This window comes from Pseudomonas sp. 11/12A (assembly GCF_000800055.1).
GTDB lineage: Bacteria > Pseudomonadota > Gammaproteobacteria > Pseudomonadales > Pseudomonadaceae > Aquipseudomonas > Aquipseudomonas mohnii.
This window is the reverse complement of sequence record NZ_JUGV01000001.1, coordinates 3,116,619-3,138,573: the sequence shown is the minus strand read 5'-3', so window position 1 is coordinate 3,138,573 and position 21,955 is coordinate 3,116,619. Positions and strand designations below refer to the sequence as shown.

Sequence of the window (21,955 nt, the reverse complement as noted above, 5' to 3'; positions counted from 1 at the left end):
ACCTGTTAATTTTTGGTTAGCGTGCTTTGTGGCGAATTCGCCAGAGCATCCAGCGCGTCCAGAATGCCGTCCGCCCCAGGGTTGATTGCCATTGGTGAGATGTAGCTCCAGGCGATCACTCCCTCCTTGTCAATCACGAACAGTGCCCGCTTACAAACTCCCAAGGGGGAGTCGTACGCTCCATACTGTCGCGCCACAGCACCTTTGGGCTCGAAATCGGCCAGCAGGCTGAAGTGAAAATTCCGGTCTTTGGCGAAGGCCTGATGACACCAGGCGCTGTCAACCGAAATACCCAGTAGCGTCGCACCGTATTCTCTGAATGTGGGTAGCAACTGGTTGTACAAGGTCAGCTGGTCACCACAAACCGCACTCCAGTCAGCGGGATAAAACGCCAGTATCACGGGATTTCCCTTTAGCTCGCGCAGCGATAGCTGCTGATCAGGGGTCGCGTACAGGGTGAAGTCGGGCGCGACAGTGCCGGCTGACAGCGGCCCCTGAGCCAGGTCGTCATTCGTTTTTTTTGCATCATCCAATTCTGAGGTGTTCATTGCTTGAGCCCTGATAGAAAGGTGGTTGGGGTCTACTCAGGGGGATACGACTTGGCCGGCGGGATAACTCCATCCACCATCAAGGGATTTATAACGGCAACGATGCCTCGATCTCAGCCTGAGCCTGAGTGTTTTCGGCAGTGAGACGATCACGTTCCGCTTCAAGAAGCACGACGACGTCCGCCGTGCTTTCGCGGTATTTGATTGAGGGCCAGGAGGGTAGAGCGGCGACAGGATTCGCTCTGGCTCACCAATGACTATAGTCGCTGTTGTCGCTTGCCGTAGTCGCTGAACGCGTTTTCGGTTTCCTCAGCAAGGCCTCAGACGTCGTTCGTCGGTATCCTGAGTCGCCCATAGCGTGTTTTGATGAGATCCGACTATCTTGATTGGATGGCATCGTCTGTCGTGACTACCATTCCCCGCAACATCATCGTCTTCCTGATCAAGCTCAGCGTAATGCGGATCTCATGTCCCAGCTTCTTGAGCATCGTTTACAGGGAAGTAGATCCATCTGAATGAGTTCGTGTTATCCACCTTTTGGAGACAACTCATCATGGCAACTCTCTGTGAAATATGTAACGCAAGACCAGCGGTCGCGCGGGTGACCGTATCGCAAAATGGCCAAGCCAGAACAATGTCCGTTTGCGACCACGATTACCGCCAACTCTTACGCCATCAAAGCATGTTGAATCCATTCGACTCTCTGTTGGGCGGGGGAGTCTCTCGCTTTTTCGACAGTATGGGTGGAGCAATGGAGCAGGGGGCGGATGACTTCAGGCTCTCTGCGCAAGTGCCTCGAGAATCTGTCGATGCAACCGATGCATTCAGTTCCCAGACGCTCGAAATCCTGCAGCGCGCAGGAGAGAAAGCCCATGAGCTGAACCGCAGCGATCTCGATACTGAGCATCTGTTGTACGTGCTGGCGGATACCGATGTTGGTGCGGCTTTGCTCAAGGAGCTGAAGCTTTCTCCGGATGATATCAAAGGCTACATCGATCAACATGCGCAGAGGGGCACTGCTCAGGTTTCGGTCGATCAGATGACCATTTCTCCGCGCTTGAAGAAAGCGTTCAATTTTTCATTCCAGGCATCTCGTGATTTAGGACATTCGTACGTTGGCCCCGAACATTTGTTGATCGGGCTTGCCTCTGTACCAGAAAGTATTGCCGGGACATTGCTTAAAAAATACGGCGTAACGCCTGAAGCCTTGCGGCAGAAGGTGGTCAAGGTGGTGGGTAAGGGGGCTGAGGATGGGCGAGTCGACACCCCGACGGGAACACCGACACTCGACAAGTTCGGTCGCGACCTGACGTCATTGGCTCGTGAGGGCAAACTGGATCCCGTACTGGGGCGTGCGCAGGAAATCGAAAATACCATTGAGGTGCTGGCGCGGCGTAGAAAGAACAATCCGGTTCTTATCGGCGAACCCGGCGTTGGTAAAACAGCCATCGTTGAAGGGCTTGCACAACGAATAGTAAAGGGCGATGTCCCTGAGATTTTGCGCGATAGACGACTCGTTGAAGTCAATCTGAACTCAATGGTTGCGGGCTCTAAATATCGTGGTGAATTTGAGGAGCGAGCCAAGCAACTGCTTGATGAAGTCGCCGCAAAAAGCTCGGAGCTTATTCTGTTCATCGATGAGTTACACACGATCGTTGGCGCGGGGCAGGGTGGTGAGGAGGGCGGCCTGGATATTGCCAACGTACTGAAACCCGCATTAGCACGCGGGGAGCTTAGTTTGATCGGTGCGACGACACTCAATGAGTATCAAAAGCACATCGAAAAAGACGCAGCGCTTGAACGACGTTTTCAGCCTGTGCTGATAGCCGAGCCCACCGTCGAACAGACCATCATTATCTTGCGTGGGCTGCGCGATAAGCTTGAGGCTCACCATCAGGTCACATTCGCCGATGAAGCATTTGTGGCGGCAGCTGAGCTGTCGGATCGTTACATCACCTCGCGTTTTTTGCCGGATAAAGCCATTGACCTGATCGATCAGGCGGCGGCCCGTGTTCGAATCAGTTCCTCCTCAAGGCCTGCCAGCATCCAGGAGCTGGAAGCCGAAATCACGCAACTTAAACGTGAACAGGACTATGCCTCTTCCCGTAAACGTTTTGATGAATCCAAAGGCTTCGAAGAACACATCGGTCAAAAACAAGCGCAACTGGAAGAGGAAACAGAAGCCTGGCAGCGCAAGACAGGTTCCGAAACCCTTGAGGTGACCCTGGAGTCAATTGCCCAGGTGCTGTCCCGTCTCACCGGTATTCCTGTGACCGAGCTTACGCAGGAAGAGCGTCAAAAGCTGTTGAATATGGAAGACACTTTGCGTGATCGGCTGGTCGGGCAGGAAGATGCTGTTCTCGCGGTCAGCGATGCCGTTCGTTTGTCTCGAGCCGGCCTTGGCCAAGCGAACAGACCTATTGCCACGTTTCTCTTTCTTGGCCCTACGGGCGTTGGCAAAACCGAACTTGCCAAAGCGTTGGCGGAAACGGTGTTTGGTGACGAGCAATCGATCATTCGTATTGATATGTCGGAGTACATGGAGCGGCATGCGGTTGCTCGTTTGATCGGCGCGCCACCCGGCTATGTGGGATATGACGAAGGCGGTCAGTTGACAGAGCGTGTCCGCCGCAAGCCCTACAGTGTGATTCTGCTCGACGAGATCGAGAAAGCGCATCCCGATGTGAGCAACGTATTGCTGCAGGTATTCGACGATGGGCGTCTAACGGACGGTAAGGGACGTGTCGTGGACTTCAGCAATACGATCATCATTGCCACCAGCAACTTGGGCTCTCCCATTATCATGGAGAATCTTGAGCGCCCCGAAGATGAACGCCTTACGGATAAAGCGTTACGCGATGAATTAATGGGCGTCCTGAAAGGGCATTTTCGTCCCGAATTCCTTAACCGTATTGATGACATCATCGTGTTCCATGCCCTTACCCGTGACAACATCCGATCGATTGTGAGCATTCAGCTTGATCGGGTCATTCGAACCGCAGCTGCACAGAACATCACAGTGAAAATTGATGGCTCACTCATCGATCATCTGGCGGATGTTGGTTATCAGCCTGAGTTTGGCGCGCGCGAGTTGAAACGTCAGATTCGCCAGACCGTCGAAACGAGGCTTGCGAAGGAAATGCTCGCTGACAAGCTGAAAGCCGGCGACAGTGTTGAGTTGAGTTACGACAAAGGGCGTAGCGAAGTGATCTTCAATAAGATGGCGGTGGATGTGCCCAAGGCCTCCGAAGAGAGTAGTCCACCCGAACCACCCGATGATCTGGCACCTATTGCGGCGACCGGGACTTAGCCTCAATACACTCACGATGCCTGGCAACAGGTCTGCTGATCATGACGTGCAATGATGTATTGGACGTCACGTTCACTGGCCTGATCCGCTTCTCATCTGAGTAGAGTTAAACCATTGATGGTTGTTCAAGCGGTTGGTCGCCAGTTTTCTGATGGGTAAACGAATTCAGGGCGGGATAGCAGCAAAGGCGTAGCAGATGACGTAGATAAACATCAGCGTGATACGCCCCGAAAGCTTTCCCATTTCTCTCACCATGAACTGGTTGCGATGCTCGGTGAAGCTCATCACGTGCGCTATGACGAAACCATGGCGTCGCGCCTATTGGCTTTGGCTCACAAGCTCAACAACGAATACGCTGGGAGCGTGGGCAACATCGTGGAAGTGAGTACCGGCCGCCGTGAGTTTGAGAAACCCCTTTTTGCATTCGAAGGGATGCCCCCAGGACCGTCGAAATCCTGCCCTGCTATGGCTGATCCAAGCCTGCGCTGAAGTGGCCGCCGCCGACATAAGCGTAAAAAATATTTTTCAGGCCGCGTTCGGAATCAACTTAAACCCTGAGAGCATCTCGATGCGGTGACTTATGAAGGTGGCGACGTCTCTGTCGCCGCGTACGCTGGAAAAGACAACATCGACTCGTTTGGCGTGTGCTCGTAGGTCGAGGACAACACAGCACTGAGTCGATCGCCCAACAGGTTCCAGGCGCGTTTCTTCTCTTCGGCATAGTCGTGGTGCAGGTAGTGGCGTCTCACCCGCGAGCCAGCCAGCACATGGTTTTGGCAACGGTCGATGACATCCAGGCTGACCCCCAAAGCCTGCATCATGGTCGCACCGGTACGGCGCAGGTCATGGGGCGTCCAGTCACCGTTCTGGCCGTCGGCAAGGACCAGCGTATCGTCATGACGCCGCCTGGAAAGGGCCTTGCGGTTTTTGAACCGGGCCTGGCGATCGCCGACCTGTTTACTCACCACTTTCACGTCCACATGCCCATCATCTTGTTTGCTGGGAAAACACCACTGTGAATCTCCCGTCAGGGTCTTGAGTTCCTGAAAGAAATGCAGGGCAAAGGGGGAGAGGAAGACATGATGGTCCTGTTTCTTGCCGCGGGTGCCTTTGACGTTTTCACTGGGGAGGAACCATGTCTGTCGCTCCAGATCGACATTTTTCCATTCGGCCTGGAGCAATTCACCAATCCGGCACAGCGTGCCCAGGCTGATCCAAAGCGCGAGCTGCGTTTCCTTCTTTAATGGACGAATACCGCCGTACTTTTGGCCGGCGGGGAGGGCGTTGTAATCGGCGGTCATTTGCTGGAAGCGGTTGTGCAGTTCCAACAGCTCCGGTGGGGAAAGGATGCGGCTTCTTTCGGCTTCGTAGTCGGCAGGGATCAAGGGGGAGATGTCGACCAGCTCAGTTGGATCACCCTCGATCAATAAAGCCCGCCAGGGCTGACGCTTTCTGGCCCAGCTGAACATCTGAGTGAGGTCGGCGAAGAAACTTATGGCTTGCCGGTGAGCACCGCGGCTGACCACGGTGCGGATCAGCGCCCGAACATCGTGTTCGGAGACGCTGCTCACTGCGGTCTTGCCAAGTGCTGGCAAAAGGTCCTTGTTAAAGCGTCGTTGCAACTCGGCATTGCCGTCTTTACGCGCGACGCCATCCAAGAGCCAGGCCTTGGCCAGATCTTGGACGGTCAGCGTTTGTACCTTCGTCGTTTTTACTTGTTCGGCCTCTACGTATGCCTGTGCTTTGGCGGTTTTCTTTTGCTCGTTGGGATTGATCTGCTCATCAATGAGCGCCCTGGCCTGGTTACGCGCCTTGCGGATGTCGGTCAGGGATTTGCGCGGCCAGGTTCCGCAGGCGTACTCTTTGTTCTGGTCGCCCCAGCGATAACGATAGAAAAAACTGACCGACACACCGTCCTTGCGGACTGAGATTCGACCGGCCAGATTGCCATCCTCTCGGAGGATTCGGCCGGCATCGTTGGGAGTCAGCGACTCGAGTTCTTTGATGGTGATTTTGGCCATGAAACGGGCTCCCCCTACTTTTACCCCCACAAAAACGTCGGCTCTTGATGGACGTTCCTGGACTCTCGTAGAGCAGAACACCGCTGGAGCTCAAGTAAATACTAGCTTAGAAAAATCCACAGTAAAATTTTGGAAGCTTTCAAGAAGTATGAAAAAGGAGATGGGGTGCTAGGGGTCGAGTGTTCGAATCACTCCGTCCCGACCATTTTTCCTGAGTAAAATCAGACATTTAAGCCGATCAGCTAGATCGGCTTTTTTGTGTCTGCGCAAAACCCGCGCAAAACTATCCGGTGATTTCGCTGATGTTCAGGTCCGGAATCACCTCTGACCAGATGATTTCTTCGTGGTCGCGCTGGCCGTCCTTTCCGGCTTTCTTGTACAGGTGCAGCGACAGCGCTCGCACTTCGTGGAAGCCAGGCATCTCTTCTTCCTTCCATCCCGCGTAGCAGTTCGCTGCCTCCCTGGCCTCCTTGAATGCTCGCGTCAAATACCGTTCCTCAGCCTTCGTCCAGTGGTCCTTGGTCTGCTCCTGTTTCTGTTTCTTTCGCTCTGGCTTGCGGTGGACCAGGTACGGCGATGCGATATTGTTGCGGCATCGGCTTATGACCGCCTGTAACTCTGGTGTCACGCGAAAGCGAATCCACGCCGCGGCACTGGCCTTTGCGGTTTTCTTCTGCACCAGATAGAGAAACCCATCACGTACGCCGTCAAATCGCATGTCGAGGATGTCGGTGCGGCGCTGAGCAGTGATCAGGGCCAGGTCGATTGCGTTCTGAAGCCAGACTGGCGCCTTCTCCCTGATGGCCTTCAGGCCTTCCACCGTGTGACGTTTGCGCTGCTTCTTCTCAATGCGGTTGATGGTGCTGGCTGCCGGGTTATCCGGGCATAGCCCCTTTGCTGCGGCGTGGTTGAAAATGTCGATCAGCAGGGCTCGGCACCGGTTCGCCGTGCGCGGGGTGAGGGCGTCCAGCATCTCCGCGATCATTCGAATCGTGATCTGGTCTACGGCCTTGCCCTCGAACTGCTTGCGAACCGCCTAAAGTGCACCGCGTACGGGCCCAGGGGTTCCCTTGGCCAGCTCTCGAGGTGGCAGGACATCGCGCTCGTAGGTGTCGAGGAAACCGGCAAATGTTTCTGAGGTGCAACACTGCGCCGACCAGATCGGCGCCGTGCATAAACTCAAGATTCAATTGCTTTGCTGCGTCGATCGCCTTGATGCGGTCGGTGCCAAACTGGAACCACTTCCCGTCGGTAGGCCGCCGGTAGCGATAGGTCGAGCGGCCCGCGTCATAGTACAGATTCTGCGCAAGAGTCCCTTGTTCGCAGGGCTGCGCGGCCGTGGCACCATCATGCAGCTCATTTCAATACCATAGCGACGAGGTCGTTGCCCTGCGAGCGGCTGAATGCTGCCCAGTCAACGTGCCAGAGTCTTCCGATCTGCTCCCCAGGCACATCGCCATTGCGGATGTGGTTGCGGATGGCCTGTGGGCATTGCGGTGTACCGTTTTCGCCCCAGCGCCGGCGCTGAAACTCGCTAATCTTTATCAGTTCTCGCTTCATTGAATACCTCTGGCCGGTTCGGGCGGCGTTGCTCCATGCCGCGTGGCGGCAGAAGGTGGGGAGGGGGGGAGGCTGTTGCCTCAAACAATTCGATTTGCGGCACCGTGGTATCGCGGAGAGCTACTGCGCCGGCGATTCGCAATTGAGCGGTACCGAAGATTTCGGCGTCCTGCTCAATACCGATGAACTGGCGCCCTAGCTGCACGCAGGCCACGCCAGTAGTGCCGCTGCCCATTGTGCTATCCAGCACCACTTGCCCGGGGTTGCTGTAGGTGCTGATCAGGAAAGCCATCCACGCAACCGGCTTCTGTGTCGGATGGAAGCTCCCAGACTGCTTGTCGCTCGAGAAGAACTGCACCGATCGTGGGTACCGCTCTGTCGAGTCGTATTCGGTGAGCGCCAATGCTTTGCCATAGCACTCCGAGTTGACCGTCTTGCGCTTGCTCGTCTTCCGCTCATGTCCGGCCGACATCTGCGGGTTGTACACGGGCTGCTGGCGGTAGAAGACCTGGGCGCTTTCGTGTTCCCGAAGGGGTTGCTTCTTGGCGTTCAGGAAGCCGGTGGCGTTGCCTTTCTCCCAGATCCATTCGTAACGATAGTGCTTCGGGTTACTTGCGACCACCATCGAGGCGAACGGCTGGGCCGCACATAGCACGATGGCGGCCTCCGGCTTGGCGATTCGCAAGAACTCACGCCAGAGCGGCTCGAAGGGGATAATCACGTCCCAGACTCATTGGGTTGTGCCGTAGGGCAGATCGGCCAGCACCATATCGACACTGGCATCTGGCAGCTGCCTCATTACCTCAAGACAGTCGCCTAGGTGCAGGCTGATTTCAGGCATAGGAATTCCTCGCCCACCGTTCACCGGCAGACTTGTAGATGGATTGTGAAATCGGATGAAGGGTGAAAGGGAGGCTGAGCAGGCGAACTAAGGTCTATTGGTTCGCCTCGCCAGTCGCGTAACTCGCAGCTCCCCTTCTGAAGTGGTTGGTGGGGCGAACCCTAACGCCCGGGTCCCCTTGTAAAGGAGCCATAGCAAGTAGAGCGAGGCAGCTACCGGCAGGAGAACCATCAGCGATCCCCCTGCCTAAGCCCTAAATGTATTCGTTTGGGGGTGATCAGCTTTTCGGCGACGGGCGCGCTCCAGGGTAGGCCCGGCATGGCCAAGCTGACGCGAGTCGCGCAGGGAGGTACTGTCAGTGCGGAGCGCTGATCTACTCTTGTTGTCATTCGGAAGGTTTGAGTCCGGCAATTGCCTTGGCTAACCATGGTTTTTATGGGGATGCCGGCACCTCATTCCGAAAGTAATGGCGAAGTAATTCAAGTCGAAAGGGGAGAAATTATGACTGTGGATGCGATGATGCTTGGCGTATACAGAATCCCTGAAATTAAGGTTGACTCCGGCACTGACTGGCTAGGCTTGGCTGGCATTATTTTGACCGCGTTTATCGTCGTTTTAGGTACATGGACTACAGTAAAAAACTTCAAAATTACTACCGATTCGCAAGAGAAAATTTCAAAAGATAGTGCGGATAAACAGTTGGAGCGCAGTAAGGCAGAAAATGTAGCCAAGAATAGGCAGGAATGGATAAATGGTTTGCGGTTAACGATTTCAAACTTTATTGCATCCTGCTTTGAGGTTCGATCACTACACGTGCTTAATCAGCGTCGCACAAAATTGAATCCTGAGACGTTTGATGATCTTATGGCAGTAGAGCATCGTGATCGAGAGTTAAGGGCAAAGATAGTATCGGCAAATGGCGAGGCAAGAAGGTATCTTTCCTTAATTGAGCTGTATATAAACCCGGAAGAATCTGACTCTCAATATTTAGTCCGCATATCTCAAGAAATTTGTAATCGTGCCGCCGATGAAGGTTTTATGCTTTCCGGAAAATGTGATGATCTTGTAAAAATATCTCAGGGCATATTAAAAAGTGAATGGGAACGAGTGAAAAAAATGGTTTAGCGCTAATTGCTAAAGAAACCGGCTATGGCCCGGTCGAGATTGGCATATTCTCGGACGAACTCGAGCACGGCGGGTGTTTTTTGCCGGTTTTGGCGACGGTGACAACCAGATCGCAGAGGTCATCGTCGTTATCCAGTACCTGGTGCAGCATGTAGGCGCTGGTCCGCCCGCCGGAGAAGATCACGACGGTCGTCCCTGAGGTTCTATATGGCGACATGGGACCCTCGCCGGCTGGCGTGATTTGAGTTTGTGGGCTTTGCTTTAGTTTCTGGCAGTGACTGCCAACACTTACATTTGGGAGGCTGCTATGGGCGGCACAGGTGACGGAGGTGGTTCGCACGTTTGGCCATGGAGTAATACAAGGCCGGTTCCTTTCCCTCTTTCAGGCGTTCCTACGACAATCAAAGATCTGATTGGTAGGAAGTGTCGGGTTGTGCGAGCTGGTGATGCGGTAACCGAGAAGATAGAACCGGGAAGAATCACCATTTTCCTCAATGAAAGTGGGTGCATTATTGATTTGTACCTTGATCCAGACAATTCCGTTATCTCGACAGTAGCGAATGGCGGCGGGGGAGTTGACTCTGGTGGTTGATGATTCGTAATCAATCCGGGTTTAAGAGGGTAAAGCGATGGCTATAGATAGGCCGCCAGGATTCTTTCTCTCACATGCCAGCGGAAAGCAGGCACTTGTGCGCTTTAAGTGGGGCGTGGATAGCGATCCTGTGCCCGTCGGCGTTCGGGTTGTGGCGCAACTAGATCCAAGTGGTGAAAGCCTGATAGGAGAATCAGACGGCCCACTCCAGAGCATTGACGATGCCAGAATGTGCGGGATTGAGCTGGCCACCAATTGGTATGACCGAGGTAATGGCTAAGTCTCTGTTCAATAGGTGAGGCCGGGTCAAGCGAAGATGTAGAGATGCGCCGCCTGGCGCGCACTTTCGCCGTGCGGCAGGCACGCCAGCTCCTGCCGCGCCGCTTCAATCTCTCCTGTGTGGCGTCCGCGCTCGCTGTCGATGCACACTTCCGATCCGCTGGGCGGCGAATCGTCCGTGCTCCGCGCGAACCTCGCTCAACCAAGACGCCGCCATAGCCCGTTGGGGCTTTCGAATTGTGGGGTCAAGGTTATCTCCGGGTAGGCGTCGCCCTCCGTGACCGGATGCGACTTATTGGTAATTTTGGGGAATGGTCTTTTATTGTGCAGACGGTTTGCTCAATAAGATGGGAGCGCAACGTGATGAACGGTAATGCCAGTCCGACTTATGATTATCTATTGGACAAAATTGTTAAGTTAGTAGGGATATTTGGACTGTTAATTGGTTTTGCATACCTCGTGGGGCTTTCTCAAAACTATTTTTTTTACTCCGGTCTACAGGCGTCATGGGTCGTTAGCGCAATTGAGCCTCAAGGCTTAGTTAAGGATGGCTTGCCCTGGACGGGAGGTATGACATTGACAAGCATTTTTTTGTCTTTTTTAATGACTGATAATAAAATGGTTCCCGATGCAAGGAAGTGGGTTACTTATTTTTTAATTGTGGGGACGATATTGGTACTTGGTGCCGGAGTGTTGTTAAAAAAGAAGTAATGGATTCAATTTTGTTCGAGTTTTCACTAAGGGCTCTCGGAACAGTTTTTCCTAGTACGTTTTTATCGCTAGCATTGGTTCAATATTTTGAAGGCGGTGGCGAAAGGCTGGTGGGTGCTTCGACATTGTTATTCATATTATGGTCGCTTATATTTCTTCCTTATGATGAGTCGGGTTCAAGTTTGCAAAAGTTAAGGCTGTGTTCGGAAAGAACGCCATTGGTGGTTGATAGTGCAGGGGTCGTTAAAGGGGTGCTAATAGGTACTATTTCTGATAGGTATGTAGTTCTAGAGAGCTTTGAAACTAATCGAATTGTAATGACTGATATGAAGTCTGGCGTTAAAATTAGGCCTTCCATCGGGAAGTGTGAAATTATCTCAGGCTGATGCTTATAACGCCCAACGGCCGCCCCCCCGTGGCCTGATGCAATTGGCAATTTGAGTTGTGTTGGGGTATTACGAATGCCCGGCAAGGGGCCGGCACAAGGAGGTCGATATGGCTATTGATTACAGCGATGGGGCATACATTCTTTACGGGAAGGAGCCGGAAAAGCCGCGAGTAGGCTGGGCACAAAATGGCTTTGCTTACTCAGACAATGGAACGTGGAAGTTTCTCCTGGATGTCGAAGAGGTCTACGGTCCTGGCGGGGACATTGTGGGCTGGGTGGAGGCTGGCGTTGCAACTACGAACGACGGCCAGTTCCTCTTCATTATCGAGTCCGATGCGTGATCGCTATACGGGCTCGACGATTTCGTCTTCTGGCTCGCCCGGGTCGCCTGCAGGTGTTTGAGGCTGGCCGCTCTTAGAATGCGCGACACCTTTTCGCTCACTACATAAGGTGTCGTGACACTCCGCAGCATCCAGGCCTGGGCTTCGAAGTCGGCAGCGATCAGGTTGATCAGCAGCCGCTGGTGAATGTCCTGCTGGTTGTTTATGCCGTGCGCCTTCATTACTCGCTTCAGGTCAGGCTTGAACACACCGGCAACTTCGATATGAAACCTCTCGACGCCCAGTGCGGCATTTTTGGCCGCTTCCTTCTCGCGTTTCTTGCGCTGCTTTATGGCTTCCGCCGTCGGCTCCTGCTGCTGTACCTCGGCCATGCCCCACCTCTTCTATCCCGCTGGCCGGCAATGCCAGCCAGGTTTGTCGTTTACGTTGTTGAACTCGAGCTATGCGGCGCATGAGGTTCTGCCTTGGCGTGCTTTCGGGTAGTCGATGCCGTGGGCCGCAATGATTCGCTCGAAGGCTTTATTGCTGATGGCCAGCTTTCCGCAGCACTGGCGCCGGGAGATTCCAAGCTCCATGAAGGCCCTGATCCGCTCGGCATACTTCGCGTCTCTGGCATCTGCTTGCTCCTTGCGCAGCGCGTCATTCGCACCGCCCCGGGTTGGACGCTGGAATGTGATGTCATGCTCTTTGGCGATGTTGTAGGTAGCCTTCCTGCTGATGCCGACGGCTGCCGCAACTTCCACTTGGGTATGCGTGCTGCTCAACCCGCGAACTTGATCGACCAACTTTTCGCGCGCCTGGTGGCGGGCATCGAATGCAGTGGGTGGTGGGGGAGGCGCTTCAACCCGGCGCCGAACAAATGGCTTCGGAGCCGGCGGCATCTGGTTGCTGTAGCTGATCGGCTTGGGCTTGTAGTTGTAGGGCTCGGCTTGTTCGATCTTGCCGCCAGCGGCCAGGTACTGCTCGACCTGGGCCGCTAGTTCGTTCGACTTAGGCCGAAGCTGCTCGACCAGACTGAGGTGGTTGCTGATCATGCGGCCTTACTCCGCAGCTTCGCCTCATAGCCGTCAACCAGGAGCTTGAACTGACAAAGGTCTTCTTCGAGCTTTTCGATGTAGTCGTCATCGCGCTGGAACTCTTTCCACCAGAGCTGGCGACCAACCACCTTCAGGTCCGGGCAGTACATCCCGATGTGCCACCATTTGCGCCCGGTGATCCACATGCAGCCTTGGACTTGGTCCATGATTTCGCTCGCATCATTGTCGATGTGGAACGAGCGGAGCTTTTCCGGTGCGAGGAAGCACTTGTATTCTGCGCCGCCATCTTCGCCGATGAAGACGTCGGCACTGGCTCCGAACACACCATCATCAGTCTTGACCAGCCCCACCTGAGTAACCATCAGGCCAGTCTGGATTTCGTGCTCCATCCTCGCCTCAGGTTCCAGTTCGTGCTCCCGGCGCATTTGCCAGGTTTCAAAGCCGTTATCCAGCGGCTTGCCACCGATCCGCTCAACGGCAAGGCGGAATGCGTAATCCAAAGCCTTCTGTAGGCTCGCCCTTGTTTGGGCCTGACTTCAGGCGAGCTCGGGTGTCGCCGAACATACTGGCGGTGATCACCCCGGCCCGCTCCTGGTGCCAAGCCTCTGAGCCCTGGGCGCAATTTACGATAATCATGCTGACACCTCCTCAAATTCGACCTCTTCGTCTGTGCCTGTATCGCCGGCTGTTTCGGCGTCAGCCACTGGCTCAGGTTTCGTTTCGGCGGACTTCAGTGCTACACCGCGAGCTCCAACAGTCGCAAGGAAGCGGACGCCAACCTGTACCGGGCATTGCGCGCGGAAAGCGTAGCTCGATGGCGGGCCTGGCTGTTCTGGGCCGGCGTCCGAATAGGCGGGGCCAAGCACTTCACCAATACCCCGACCCGTTCGGGGTTTTCTTCGTCTGGGGATTGAAAAGACGAAGCCCCGAGGTTGGCCCTTCGGGGCTTCTATTTTCTCCCGCATCCCTTAATACATGGAGAACGTGGGCGGGATGATATCAACGCCGCCTCAATGCAACACCACAGGTATGGACTACAGATTTACGCTATCAGGTTTGTGTTGAGCACCCTTTCCTTGGCAACAAGCACTGCTCTTTGGTGCTCTCCGGTACAGCGCCCAGGGCTTCCAGTGGCTGGCACCATAGTGTCAAAATGACACCTCAATAACAAACCGCATGGATGGCGCTATGACCGAAGTAGAATCTCAAAAACTCGCAACTGTGATGTACGTCGCTGCTTTCGGCCGGGCGCCGGATAAGGATGGACTTGCCTACTGGTCGGGCCAGCTAACAAATGGTCTCTCATTTGATGACTTGGTAACCAGCTTTCTCACCAGCAAAGAGGGTAAGTCGCTCTACGGAGACGAGGTATCGGATACTGACTTTTTCACCAATTTTTACAGCACGGTCCTTAACCGCAGCCCCGATGCTGCAGGCACCACATATTGGCAGGATCGATTTGCAGATTTGGGCAATCGAAAAGACCTGATCAAGGAAATGATCTTTTCAATCCAGGATGGAAAGGGCGACGATCATCAGTTGCTGCAAAATAAGGTCGACGCGGGATTTAATTTTGCGAAGTCTTTGTCTGGTAATGATTTGACATACGCAAAGTCGTTGCTGGCATTTGTCACCAGCGATACCAGTTCGGTGGCTACTGCCAGCTTGATCAACAATTATTGGGATCATCCTTCATCACCAGTTACACCAACTACTCCGAAAGTTTTAGATTTTATGGGGAAAAATCTAGAGGTTAGTTTTAATTATTTGAAGGCGTCCTTTGATCATCAGGCCTTCACGGTTGGAGATGATGTTGAACTAACAGATTTTACCAAAATGGATATTGATGTTAGTGCTGGAAATTTTGTATTAACGTTTCCTGACTCTGACTTCTCTTACGCAGGTGGCGTGACGTTGACATTTTCTGATGTGAACAAGGAGTTGGCGTCGTTTAAAGATGTTGTGCTAAATTCCTCCACTTTTACCAATACGGATCCGTCCAAGTCATTTGGTAAAAGTAATATTGTAGTAAGTGATGATGTTGTTACGATTGATATGTCTGGTGTTCAAGTCATCGCCGGACAGTCAATTGATTTCAGTATTTTGGGATAGTTTTAATCTTATAAGAAAGCCCGCCAAGTGCGGGCTTTTTTTCGCCTGGAGAAAAGTATGCCAATCACCGCGCAGCAGTTGCTGCAGATCCTCCCGAACGCCGGCGCCAAAGCCGGCGTTTTTGTTCCTGTCCTCAACACGGCCATGGGCCGATTCCAGATTGTCGGCTCCAAACGAGTGGCCGCGTTCATTGCCCAGATCGGGCATGAGTCCGGCCAGCTGGTTTACGTCCGGGAGATGTGGGGGCCGACTCCGGCCCAGGCCAAGTACGAAGGCCGCAAGGATCTGGGCAACTCCGTCCCGGGCGACGGCTTCAAGTATCGCGGCCGGGGCCTGATCCAAATCACGGGCCGGGCGAACTATGCGGAGTGCGGCGAGGTCCTGGCCCTCGACCTGATCAATCAGCCAGAGCTGTTGGAGCAGCCGAAGAACGCCTGCTTGTCGGCCGCATGGTTCTGGGCAACCAGTGGACTGAACACCTTGGCTGATGCTGGCGACTTCGAAAAAATCACTCGGCGGATCAATGGCGGGCTCAATGGCCAGGCGGATCGGCTGAAGCTGTGGACGAAGGCGACAGAGGTGCTGGTATGAAACTTCTACTCCGAATCCTTCCTTATATCTCGGCGGTGCTGCTAGTGGCCGCTGCGCTGTTCGGTACATATCGCCACGGAGTGACCGTAATGGATGACAAGTGGGAGGCGAAGTGGGTAGCGCGAGATGAGGCTGATGCTGCAGCTTCGCTCAGAGCGGGATCTTTTTGAAAGTGGCTCTGTACTGTGGGGGAACCGCTTGAGTGCTGGCCTCAAGCGGCGCGCGGTCTGGTTTTTGTTTTTACATAATCATATTGTGAGTGCTAATAGTTCCTATGTTACCGGTCAATTGTATGAAAAAGTCGGTACTGTCAAATTGTGCCGTATTTGATCCGGTATTTTGGAATAGGTAGGTGCCGGCTGCACTGCCTGTCTGTACCGTAATCAAATAAGCTTGGGCGGTATTGTTTAAAACGACGGACAGCCCTGCGGCCATGGTGGACAAATAGTTTCCAGTGTCGGCATTTCCAATGATATAAGAGCCTACGGAGGCTGCATTGACTCCGGTTTTGAAGTAATCCGTTCCGCTGGCATTGAAGTTGCTCACCACGTCAATTTGCGTATTGTTTGACATGTTTGGGCCAGTGGCGATCAAGGTTTCCGAGCCAGAATCGGTAGAGCTCAGTACTATATGGTCAACTGCTGCGCCGCCCGTAATGAAGGCGGACGAAGAGGAGTTACCTAGCAAATTCAATGTTTGACCGCCGCTGCCCAGGTTGATCATGGTGTCACCTGTACTCTTAGTGTAGTTCAGGGTAACGCCCGCACCATTCACATTCGTAAACGTTGCGGTACCTGTACTCCCCGCCACATTGATCGTTTCGATATTACTTATTTTGGTGCTCAGGTCTATGGTTTGTGTTGTGGTGGCACCGATATTAAGCACATCATTATCGAGCCCGCCATCTAGCGAGGTTAGAGAGGTTACAATCTGGTTAGCAGTAAAGTTAAACGTATCACTCCCGGTTCCGCCCACCACTGTTTTTGTGGAATTTGTGGCGGTGAAGTTGTTACTGCCATTTGCCAGGTTGTATTTTTCTATATTGTTCAGACCGGTAAACGTGCCTGCGGTGGACAGGTTGAAGGTCTCGGTACCGGCCGCGTTGATGTTGCCAGTGAATTGCGAAAGCTGTTCAGCTTTCAGGGTGACCGAGGCATTATTGACAATGGTCAAGTTTTCAAAGCCTGTGATCGTTGCCAAACTTACATCCGGTGTTGCAGAAAAGAAGGCCAGACTATCGGTACCGGTGCTGCCACCTGTATAAGTGCCCTTAATGCTGACGCCATTGATGGCCAAGGAATTGTTGCCATCGCCGAGCGCCACAGAAGAGGTCACGGTGCCGTTTACGGTGACGTTGTCATTACCCGCACCGCCGCTGTAGTCGGCGCCCGCCGTTGCAGAGTTCATATTTACGGTATTGGTACCGGTGGCACTGCCTTTGACGGTCGCCCTGCCGGCTAGTGCCGAGGAGCTCCAAGTAAAGCCGCCGAGGGTAATGTTACTGGCATCCACCAAGGTCAGTGCGGTGCTCGAAGCGCTCAGGGTAAGGCCTGCGTTCCCGCTGATGTTAATGGTTTGGATCGAGTTGCCCAGCCAGGTAAGCGTGTCGTTGAAAGCGCCGGTGGGTGTCACTTGATTGTCATTGACACTGATATTGACCGTTTCAACTCCGGAAGCTGCAATACCCACAGAGGCAAAGGCCACACCGACGGTGCTGGCGTCGTTCAGCGAGAGATTGACAGTATCATTCACGCCACCTGCAAAATCTGCATTGGAGAGGGTCATCGCCGTGCCAGAGCTGGTCAGCGTCACATGGCCATTATTGGTAAGATTGAGCAGTGTCAGGCCATTCGGCCCGTTGCCCACAGTCACATTGCTGTAATTGCCCAAGGCTTGGAGATCGATGGTCTGATTGGTCACGCTGGTGAGGCGCAATTGTTCGATGTTCGTCACATTGCTGGCAAAGGTATTGCTGCCTGAAACGGAAGCCGCATAACTTGCCGACAGGACAATGGTGTCTGTACCGCTGCCACCATTGATCGTAATCGGCAACAAGGCGGTGTTGGGAATAAAGGTATCGTCGCCCGTACCGCCGTTGATGTTGGCAAATCCAGCCGAAGTGTTATAGGTGATGGTGTTGGTGCCGTCGGCCAGGTTCAATACCTTGATATTGCTAAGGGTGCCACCTGTAGTGCCATTATTGATGGTGACCGTGCCAGCAGTGGTCAAGGTTAGGATATCTGCGTCTGCCGCATTGCCGGTGAGGGTAGATCCATCGAGGTTGGCGATGCTGGATTTGAACAGATCATTGACCCCTGGAATACCATTATATGTACCGCCTGCAGATACCTGAATGGTGCTGACAACCGGCCCGCTGCTCGGAGTCGAACCACCGACGATGTCGACTATGACAGGTCCCAGCCCTGATAGTGCCGTTGTGAGGCCGTCCGGGGTCAGCGCCCCGCTAAGCCAGTTGCTGGCTAAGGCGAACGCTCTATCGGTGGTATAGGCTGCGATCTGTTCGGCGGTAGTCAGGTGCGCTGTGAACTGAGTTGCCGCCAGCGTCTTGTTGGTTACTGCCACACTGTCGCCATTCTGCGCGCCGTTAAAGATGGCAATGACGATGTTGCCGAGGTTGAAAGTACCGTTGTCCAGGCGCGAGCTCCAGTATTGCAGCCCATCAGCCTCGGCGGCACGACCGAATAGATTTTGGTAGATCTGATTAACGATGGCTGTGCTGTTTTCTTCAGCGAAGGTCTTTTTGTACTCGGGCGAAGCGCTGAATGCGTTGGCGATGGCTGCTGTGTTCTCGCCGTTTTGATTGCCTTGGTTGATCCAATAAGCCAATCCGCCTGGGTCTGCCGGGCGATTGAAGTAGCTGATGTAGAGTTTTTGAATCTCGTCGGAAAACGCCATCGCAAGGTCCTATCAGGGATGATTGTGGGAGTGCTAGATTCAGGTATTCGTTAGCTATAAGCAATAAAGATACCTTAACTCGACTGTATCGACCCCCGTTGCTCATTCTCGAGACAATCTGTACGTACGATTGTGGTTATCCTGCTAACGCGCTCCCTCTCCATCCCATTGTCGGCACTGATTAGCTTGCTTATTTATAGATGCCGTCATCACCACCAGCGTCATCTTGATGAATTCCTCGTTCCGATTAATTACTTCCGGGGCTCCGCGTACATCGTCTGCGACCAAGGACTGATCGCGTTGGCTGCGTGTCAGGCGTACGTGCGGGGCGTGTCCCGCTGAAGTTGAAGGGCTACAATCGACCCAAAGCTGCCGGTGGTGAAGTGCAGAAATCGGCCACAAACTGATGGTCGTGATAGGCCACTTACGGATAGTTCAAATCATGTAGACAGCCCAAATGGTCAAACATGAGTCACTGTTCCGTGTTCCGTGTTCCGTGTTCCGTGTTCCGTGTTCCGTCAGTTCGGGAGGTGTTTAAGGTGGGTTTCGTCACTTCACCCGAAGTAAGTGACGTGGCGGCCAGCAATCCAGGCTGACCTATACCGACCGGTCGTAGCCAGCAGATATTCCCAGCGAACAGCTAAGATGGATATGTCTCATTGCTTCGTCCCGCAGCCGATTCAGTCCGACAGTGAAGCCGCATCAAGCTCTGCGAACAAGAATGCCGATAAAGACGGTTCTGGTAAATTCCAGGTTCCAGGATATTGAAAAATTGAGCGCAGAACGCGAGCGCTCAGGTGTAATCTGCTTCTATCGATTAAGCTTGGCTACTTCTTATTTGGTGAGCACGGAGACGTGAGCCACGTCAATTTTTTATTCCCCCTTATAAGCACAGTGCACGCTCGTCTTGCTACAGTCAGTCAATTATACGTATACCTCGCAGGATCTGAACACCATTCAGAAAATTGCCGAACAGGGCGAGATCTCTGCCAAATTCAATCTGGGCATCACCCCATTCTTTAAATGGTTGTTCAAAAAATGTTAGGCTTGGTCATCGAGCTAAATATGTCACCTTGCAGAGGGTTTGCCGTGGGCACCATACAAGATCAGTCAACTAACAATACCGCCGCCAGCATAATAGTGTTCGAGGCCTCAGTGGTTTCACAAGACTGTGTTGATGCATTGCAAACCCTTGGCTTTTTAGTGACGTATCTACCTTTTACGGAAACGAACGTCATGAACCTCATGACTGCTCGACCAGATTATGTGCTTACTGTTAATTTTAATAGATATATTTCAGAGGCCTGTGAGTTACTGAAGATTCCTTATTTGGCGTGGGTTATCGATACACCTTGTTATCCAATTTATGATAAAGCTATTAATCATTCGTACAGTTTTACCTTTATTTATGATGCCGCAGTCGCGCAAAGGTTGAGAAGTAACGGCGTTTCACAGGTATATCACCTTCCAGTCGCTGCAAACTTGGAGCGAATTAACAAACTTCCATCACGAAATGAAGAGACTTCTCTCTCCAGTGATATCAGCTTTGTTGCCAATCTGACCAAGACAGAATATAGGATCTGGATAAAACCAAGTTTGTCAGAAAAAACTATGGATCGATGCGCTGGCTTGATTAAATCTCTTGAGCAACCCAGTGCGAATTTTATACTGGCCGAGCAGATTGATGATGATCTGATTAACGCGATCAAACAAGAATCAGGCTACAAATTGTCTGGTGATTACTACCTTAGCACGGCTGAAAAGTTGGCTTATCTACTAGGTCGAGAGCATTCTTGGCAGGAACGGATTAGTTTGATTGGTCGGATTGAAGAGCGTTTCTCAGCTTGCGTTTATGGTAACGCTGAGTGGCAAGATCATATAAATTGTTACGCTGGATATGCTGACCATTTCAGCCTGATGCCGAAGATATTTCGACAATCCAAGATTAATATTAATCTTAGTCGTTCGTTTGTAGAGTACGGGCTTCCCATGCGCGTATTTGATGTGCTGAGCTGTGGTGGATTCCTTGTTACCAATCATAAAAATGATATTAATAAGCTGTTTGTCGATGGAAAGGACTTGGTTGTTTTTCGGGATGCTCAAGATTTGATAGAGGTCTGTGAGTATTACCTTCAGCATGAAGGTGAGCGCAGGGCTATTGCGGAGCAAGGCTACTCGACTCTGGCAGAAAATCATACGTTCCAACAAAGAATGATAGATATGTTTACTACTGTGCAAAGTGAACTTCGTGGAGAGCCTGTCCCTTTAAGTCGTTGGTATCCTTAATTTGTCACTAAGGTGTAGCTCCGAGCATGGGCTCTCATGCGCTTAAGCCATCCAATGGTAGTATGAAACTTGCCTGTGAACAAAATCTTCACGACTACAAGGAGCATAATATGAGCCGCTATCTTGCATATTGTAGTCGTAAAGAGCTGAGCAATATGATCAGTCCGTGCGCTGAGCTGTTTCAAGGACTAATTATGTGTGCGCGTCGATCGCCTTGATGCGGTCGGTGCCGAACTGGAACCACTTCCCGTCGGTAGGCCGCCGGTAGCGATAGGTCGAGCGGCCCGCGTCATAGTACAGATTCTGCGCAAGAGTCCCTTGTTCGCAGGGCTGCGCGGCCGTGGCACCATCATGCAGCTCATTTCAATACCATAGCGACGAGGTCGTTGCCCTGCGAGCGGCTGAATGCTGCCCAGTCAACGTACCAGAGTTTTCCGATCTGCTTCCCAGGCACATCGCCATTGCGGATGGCCTGTGTGCATTGCGGTGTACCGTTTTCGCCCCAGCGCCGGCGCTGAAATTCGCTGATCTTTATAAGTTTTCGCTTCATTGAATACCTCTGCCCGGTTCGGGCGGTGTTGCTCCATGCCGCGTGGCGGCAGAAGGTCGATAGATTGATACCGTTCGTCGGAACTCGTGCACGATCGGACAGTTAGAAAGTCGACTTAGTAGCCCAACAAATAGGTTTCTATGCGCCCTCTAATTCTCGATATGCCAAATGGCCGGGAACTCGTCGATGAGCTTGATCTTGCGACCTCGCAGATGATGTCCATCCCGGTTGATCTCATCGGTAGCGCTCAGTGGCTTGAAGCCTCAAGCAGGCAGTACCAAGCCTTTAGAAAATGGCGGGAGTATCTTCATTGCATGGCTGATGGGCGAGGGCGTATCGAGACACTTAAGATCGCCTGACCGCCCTGTCCCGTGTAGTTGAGCCAGGCCTGTCGGCGAACCAGGCGAGGGTGATCATGGGGTCACCTTGCATAGCGCGAGCACCGCGTCGACACGCTCGTCCAGGTCGCTACCGTTGATCACGATATTGTCCGGCGTGAGGCCGGCGATCAGGCCTCCGTTGTGGATGGTATCGACGTCAGCTTGGCGCAGGACGAGGTAGCGCTCGGCGCTCTTGCGCAGGCCCTCGTTTTCAGCGATCAGGAACTGCTTCGGGTGAACATGCCTTGAGGAACTCCTCAACGCAGTGCAACAGGTCGGCATCTTCGATCATCCCCGCCCAGCCGTATGATCGAATAACATCGTCGCGGCAGCCTTCGGCTTTGAATGGTCGATCATGGCGTCACCC

The 21,955-nt window shown here is 53.1% G+C and carries 17 protein-coding genes and 4 pseudogenes; 7 read left to right on the top strand and 14 right to left on the bottom strand.

The genetic code is table 11. The features are described from left to right. Window positions 1-5 precede the first annotated feature (5 nt). Complete coding sequence (locus GQ39_RS14385) at window positions 6-548, bottom strand: redoxin domain-containing protein (RefSeq protein WP_052193591.1); 543 nt, start codon at window positions 546-548, stop codon at window positions 6-8. 36 nt (window positions 549-584) lie between these two features. Next, window positions 585-859 (bottom strand): annotated as a pseudogene (locus GQ39_RS33350) (TolC family protein); the annotation flags it as partial. A 239-nt stretch (window positions 860-1,098) separates the two neighbouring features. On the opposite strand from GQ39_RS33350, the gene GQ39_RS14380 reads away from it, so the two are divergent. Continuing rightward, the gene (locus tag GQ39_RS14380; protein ID WP_442961748.1) at window positions 1,099-3,858 is read left to right on the top strand and encodes an ATP-dependent Clp protease ATP-binding subunit; all 2,760 of its coding nucleotides are present in this window, start codon (window positions 1,099-1,101) and stop codon (window positions 3,856-3,858) included. Window positions 3,859-3,979: 121 nt separating this feature from the next. Continuing rightward, a pseudogene (locus tag GQ39_RS14375) lies at window positions 3,980-4,347 on the top strand (DNA methylase). A gap of 89 nt (window positions 4,348-4,436) precedes the next feature. Here the strand turns inward: GQ39_RS14375 and GQ39_RS14370 are convergent. From GQ39_RS14370 to GQ39_RS14360, 4 genes and pseudogenes are all read right to left on the bottom strand, one after another. Beyond that, the gene (locus GQ39_RS14370; RefSeq protein WP_047530933.1) at window positions 4,437-5,879 is read right to left on the bottom strand and encodes a tyrosine-type recombinase/integrase; all 1,443 of its coding nucleotides are present in this window, start codon (window positions 5,877-5,879) and stop codon (window positions 4,437-4,439) included. A 283-nt stretch (window positions 5,880-6,162) separates the two neighbouring features. Further along, window positions 6,163-7,227 (bottom strand): annotated as a pseudogene (locus GQ39_RS14365) (phage integrase Arm DNA-binding domain-containing protein). An 8-nt stretch (window positions 7,228-7,235) separates the two neighbouring features. Then, window positions 7,236-7,439, bottom strand: coding sequence for a hypothetical protein (locus GQ39_RS31545; protein ID WP_081997918.1), 204 nt, complete (start codon window positions 7,437-7,439; stop codon window positions 7,236-7,238). Continuing rightward, entirely contained in the window at window positions 7,414-8,160 is a 747-nt protein-coding gene (locus GQ39_RS14360) for a DNA-methyltransferase (protein WP_236693107.1), read from the bottom strand. Before GQ39_RS14360 ends, GQ39_RS31545 begins: the two co-directional genes overlap by 26 nt. Before the next feature lie 531 nt (window positions 8,161-8,691). On the opposite strand from GQ39_RS14360, the gene GQ39_RS14355 reads away from it, so the two are divergent. Further along, window positions 8,692-9,405, top strand: a complete 714-nt coding sequence (locus GQ39_RS14355) for a hypothetical protein (RefSeq protein ID WP_152614001.1) — start codon at window positions 8,692-8,694, stop codon at window positions 9,403-9,405. Between the two features lie 22 nt (window positions 9,406-9,427). Here the strand turns inward: GQ39_RS14355 and GQ39_RS31540 are convergent, their stop codons facing one another. Next, window positions 9,428-9,622, bottom strand: a complete 195-nt coding sequence (locus GQ39_RS31540) for a hypothetical protein (RefSeq protein ID WP_081997917.1) — start codon at window positions 9,620-9,622, stop codon at window positions 9,428-9,430. Window positions 9,623-10,639: 1,017 nt separating this feature from the next. On the opposite strand from GQ39_RS31540, the gene GQ39_RS14350 reads away from it, so the two are divergent. Then, entirely contained in the window at window positions 10,640-10,987 is a 348-nt protein-coding gene (locus GQ39_RS14350; protein ID WP_047530929.1) for a hypothetical protein, read from the top strand. A gap of 632 nt (window positions 10,988-11,619) precedes the next feature. Here the strand turns inward: GQ39_RS14350 and GQ39_RS14340 are convergent. The 3 genes from GQ39_RS14340 to GQ39_RS14330 all read right to left on the bottom strand — a co-directional run bounded on the left by GQ39_RS14340 (window position 11,620) and on the right by GQ39_RS14330 (window position 13,253). Further along, on the bottom strand, window positions 11,620-12,087 hold the full coding sequence (locus GQ39_RS14340; protein ID WP_442961659.1) for a hypothetical protein: 468 nt from the start codon (window positions 12,085-12,087) through the stop codon (window positions 11,620-11,622). Between the two features lie 69 nt (window positions 12,088-12,156). Next, window positions 12,157-12,750, bottom strand: coding sequence for a hypothetical protein (locus GQ39_RS33025; RefSeq protein WP_047530926.1), 594 nt, complete (start codon window positions 12,748-12,750; stop codon window positions 12,157-12,159). After that, window positions 12,747-13,253, bottom strand: a complete 507-nt coding sequence (locus GQ39_RS14330) for a YqaJ viral recombinase family protein (protein WP_236693106.1) — start codon at window positions 13,251-13,253, stop codon at window positions 12,747-12,749. The genes GQ39_RS33025 and GQ39_RS14330 overlap by 4 nt, the downstream gene beginning before the upstream one ends. A 688-nt stretch (window positions 13,254-13,941) precedes the next feature. Between GQ39_RS14330 and GQ39_RS14325 the strand changes: the two genes are divergently transcribed. Together GQ39_RS14325 and GQ39_RS14320 are read left to right on the top strand one after the other, a co-directional pair. Next, the gene (locus GQ39_RS14325; RefSeq protein WP_047530925.1) at window positions 13,942-14,865 is read left to right on the top strand and encodes a DUF4214 domain-containing protein; all 924 of its coding nucleotides are present in this window, start codon (window positions 13,942-13,944) and stop codon (window positions 14,863-14,865) included. Window positions 14,866-14,922: 57 nt separating this feature from the next. Then, window positions 14,923-15,456: a glycoside hydrolase family 19 protein gene (locus GQ39_RS14320; RefSeq protein WP_047530923.1), complete on the top strand. Its 534-nt coding sequence runs from the start codon at window positions 14,923-14,925 to the stop codon at window positions 15,454-15,456. Window positions 15,457-15,696: 240 nt separating this feature from the next. Here the strand turns inward: GQ39_RS14320 and GQ39_RS14315 are convergent, their stop codons facing one another. Next, window positions 15,697-18,372, bottom strand: coding sequence for a DUF4214 domain-containing protein (locus tag GQ39_RS14315; protein WP_047530921.1), 2,676 nt, complete (start codon window positions 18,370-18,372; stop codon window positions 15,697-15,699). A 1,038-nt stretch (window positions 18,373-19,410) separates the two neighbouring features. Here GQ39_RS14315 and GQ39_RS31530 point away from each other — a divergent pair. After that, the gene (locus GQ39_RS31530; protein WP_236693105.1) at window positions 19,411-20,658 is read left to right on the top strand and encodes a CgeB family protein; all 1,248 of its coding nucleotides are present in this window, start codon (window positions 19,411-19,413) and stop codon (window positions 20,656-20,658) included. Window positions 20,659-20,859: 201 nt separating this feature from the next. Here GQ39_RS31530 and GQ39_RS32475 read toward each other — a convergent pair. The 3 genes and pseudogenes from GQ39_RS32475 to GQ39_RS14295 all read right to left on the bottom strand — a co-directional run. Then, window positions 20,860-21,008: pseudogene (locus tag GQ39_RS32475) on the bottom strand (phage integrase Arm DNA-binding domain-containing protein); the annotation flags it as partial. An 8-nt stretch (window positions 21,009-21,016) separates the two neighbouring features. Continuing rightward, window positions 21,017-21,208, bottom strand: a complete 192-nt coding sequence (locus GQ39_RS14305) for a hypothetical protein (protein ID WP_047530916.1) — start codon at window positions 21,206-21,208, stop codon at window positions 21,017-21,019. Between the two features lie 413 nt (window positions 21,209-21,621). Continuing rightward, the gene (locus GQ39_RS14295; RefSeq protein WP_047530914.1) at window positions 21,622-21,870 is read right to left on the bottom strand and encodes a hypothetical protein; all 249 of its coding nucleotides are present in this window, start codon (window positions 21,868-21,870) and stop codon (window positions 21,622-21,624) included. Between the last annotated feature and the right edge of the window lie 85 nt (window positions 21,871-21,955).

Bases quoted from the DNA above. Each gene is read 5' to 3' on its own strand.
- GQ39_RS31540 (WP_081997917.1), bottom strand. From the start codon at position 9,622: ATGTCGCCATATAGAACCTCAGGGACGACCGTCGTGATCTTCTCCGGC.
- GQ39_RS14305 (WP_047530916.1), bottom strand. From the start codon at position 21,208: ATGAAGCGAAAACTTATAAAGATCAGCGAATTTCAGCGCCGGCGCTGG.
- GQ39_RS33025 (WP_047530926.1), bottom strand. From the start codon at position 12,750: ATGATCAGCAACCACCTCAGTCTGGTCGAGCAGCTTCGGCCTAAGTCG.
- GQ39_RS14340 (WP_442961659.1), bottom strand. From the start codon at position 12,087: ATGGCCGAGGTACAGCAGCAGGAGCCGACGGCGGAAGCCATAAAGCAG.
- GQ39_RS14385 (WP_052193591.1), bottom strand. From the start codon at position 548: ATGAACACCTCAGAATTGGATGATGCAAAAAAAACGAATGACGACCTG.
- GQ39_RS14295 (WP_047530914.1), bottom strand. From the start codon at position 21,870: ATGCCGACCTGTTGCACTGCGTTGAGGAGTTCCTCAAGGCATGTTCAC.
- GQ39_RS14370 (WP_047530933.1), bottom strand. From the start codon at position 5,879: ATGGCCAAAATCACCATCAAAGAACTCGAGTCGCTGACTCCCAACGAT.
- GQ39_RS14320 (WP_047530923.1), top strand. From the start codon at position 14,923: ATGCCAATCACCGCGCAGCAGTTGCTGCAGATCCTCCCGAACGCCGGC.
- GQ39_RS14315 (WP_047530921.1), bottom strand. From the start codon at position 18,372: ATGGCGTTTTCCGACGAGATTCAAAAACTCTACATCAGCTACTTCAAT.
- GQ39_RS31545 (WP_081997918.1), bottom strand. From the start codon at position 7,439: ATGAAGCGAGAACTGATAAAGATTAGCGAGTTTCAGCGCCGGCGCTGG.
- GQ39_RS14350 (WP_047530929.1), top strand. From the start codon at position 10,640: ATGAACGGTAATGCCAGTCCGACTTATGATTATCTATTGGACAAAATT.
- GQ39_RS14325 (WP_047530925.1), top strand. From the start codon at position 13,942: ATGACCGAAGTAGAATCTCAAAAACTCGCAACTGTGATGTACGTCGCT.
- GQ39_RS31530 (WP_236693105.1), top strand. From the start codon at position 19,411: ATGTTAGGCTTGGTCATCGAGCTAAATATGTCACCTTGCAGAGGGTTT.